At 34.2% G+C, this 1,332-nt stretch carries 2 protein-coding genes; both read left to right on the forward strand.

Going from position 1 to position 1,332, the window contains the following annotated elements; genetic code table 11:
* The first annotated feature begins 51 nt into the window (after positions 1 to 51).
* The gene (locus HCO57_RS16555; protein ID WP_167989947.1) at positions 52 to 444 is read left to right on the forward strand and encodes a helix-turn-helix domain-containing protein; all 393 of its coding nucleotides are present in this window, start codon (positions 52 to 54) and stop codon (positions 442 to 444) included.
* Positions 445 to 458: 14 nt separating this feature from the next.
* A complete protein-coding gene (locus tag HCO57_RS16560) occupies positions 459 to 1,307 on the forward strand; it encodes an IS3 family transposase (protein WP_240729855.1) in 849 nt (282 codons plus the stop codon).
* The last annotated feature ends 25 nt before the right edge of the window (positions 1,308 to 1,332 follow it).

Here is a 1,332-nt window from a genome sequence, read left to right on the forward strand (position 1 = left end):
CGCATCGTCCTGAAATAGGTTGACTAAAAAAGTTATCATATTTAGTAATCTATGGAAGAATCAAAAAAAACACCCTGCCGAAAAAAGAAGTATGAAAAAGTGGGTTTTGAACACAAACTTTTCATCATTGACCAAATTCATAATGGACAGATTTCCATTAATCATGCCTCTCAAAAGTATGGTATATCCAGAAGTTCCATTTCCTATTGGATAAAAAAATACAGTACCTTGGAGCAAATAAATACGGGTATGGCCAAAAAAGACGAAATCAAAAAGCTCAAGGAAAAAATAGCGGAACTGGAATTTGTTAAGGACTTTCAGCAAGACGTAATTGCGGATATGGAACTTATTACAGGGGTAGATATGGCAAAAAAGTCATTACCCAAAACATTGGCAGACGAGATAGAGAAAAAGAAGCAAGACCGTTTAAAAGAAAATGGTTAGCACAATGTTTTGGGATAAGTAAACAGGCCTTCTATAAAAGGCTAAAATCTCAAAAAGCAAAAGAATATAATGAAAGTATAGTTTTGAAACTGGTCAAGGAATGCCGTAACAAGGTAGGACACCAAACAGGGGGCAAAAAACTGTACGACTACCTTAAAAAAGACCTAGAACTAAACAACATTAAATTGGGTAGAGACCGGTTATTTAATATACTAAGAGACAATAGACTATTAGTTAGAAAAACAAAGCAATACCATGTAACCACTAACTCCAAACATTATTTTTACAAATATAAAAACCTAGTAAAAGATAAAGTACCCACTAGACCAGAACAGCTCTGGGTCACAGATATTACGTACATAAAAACACAACATGGGCACAACTATCTGGCCTTGGTGACCGATGCGTATTCAAAAAAGATTATGGGGTATAAACTGGATAATAATATGCGTACGGAACTCTGTTTAGATGCCCTTAAAATGGCACTGAAAAACAGAAAATATCCTAATCAAAAACTTATACACCACTCAGACAGAGGTATACAATATTGCAATCCCATGTACACCGAATTTGCGGAAAAGAACGGGCTTCAATTAAGTATGACCGAACAATATGACCCTTACCAAAATGCGGTAGCAGAAAGGATAAACAAAACCCTTAAGTATGAGTATGGACTAAAGAACAACATCAAAAACACACAGATAGCACAAAAGATGACCAAAAAAGCTATCTTTATTTACAATTATCTTAGAAAACACTGGAGTTTGGATTTTGAAACACCCAACCATGTACATCTAAACAAAAACAAACCGTACAAATCGTACAGAAAAAATAAAAAACAACTGGAATTTTTAACCATTTAATCTCAAAAAAATGGTCAACCTATTT

Origin of the sequence: Croceivirga sp. JEA036 (assembly GCF_011882165.1) — a bacterium.
GTDB lineage: Bacteria > Bacteroidota > Bacteroidia > Flavobacteriales > Flavobacteriaceae > Croceivirga.

What these genes read in the sequence shown, in the direction of transcription:
- HCO57_RS16555 (WP_167989947.1), top strand. Translation starts at nt 52, where the DNA reads ATGGAAGAATCAAAAAAAACACCCTGCCGAAAAAAGAAGTATGAAAAA.